This is a genomic window from Gordonia sp. DT30 (genome assembly GCF_049844915.1).
Lineage (GTDB): Bacteria > Actinomycetota > Actinomycetes > Mycobacteriales > Mycobacteriaceae > Gordonia.
In genome coordinates, this window is record NZ_JBNCLY010000078.1 from 1 (window position 1) to 502 (window position 502).

Below are 502 nucleotides of genomic sequence, written 5' to 3' on the forward strand. Positions count from 1 at the left end.
CGCATGCACCGGGCGCGGTATTTGCTGATCTGGTTGCCGCGGTCGCCGACGGCGCCGACTGCGTTGACATCGCCGCGCAAGCAACCCGGAGCCGTAGCGCAGTGTTCGGCCCGGCCGCCTCGACCACCACGATGTGGCGGTTGATCGATGAACGGATCGATGCTGATCATCTGCCACAGATTCGTACTGCACGCGCCCGAGCCCGGGCGGCGGCCTGGGCCGCCGGCGCGGCACCGGCGACCGAGTGGCTCTACATCGATGTTGATGCCACCATCACCATCGATCACTCCGAAGGCAAAGAGAACGCGGCCGCGACCTGGAAAAGAACCTTCGGAATGCATCCGCTGATGGCCTATCTGGACCGGGCCGACATCGCCGGCGGTGAAGCATTGGCAGCGCTGCTACGCCCCGGAAATGCCGGAAGCAATACCACCGCCGACCACATCACCGTCCTACATCAGGCGCTGGAATCCCTACCGCAGGACTATCGTCCCACGCCAGG

1 protein-coding gene is annotated in these 502 nt (G+C 65.1%); it reads left to right on the top strand.

Annotated elements, in window-relative coordinates; all coding sequences use genetic code 11:
* Nucleotides 1–502 (top strand): transposase (locus tag ACLQ3C_RS21505; RefSeq protein ID WP_425707123.1); only part of this gene is annotated, 502 nt, incomplete at both ends.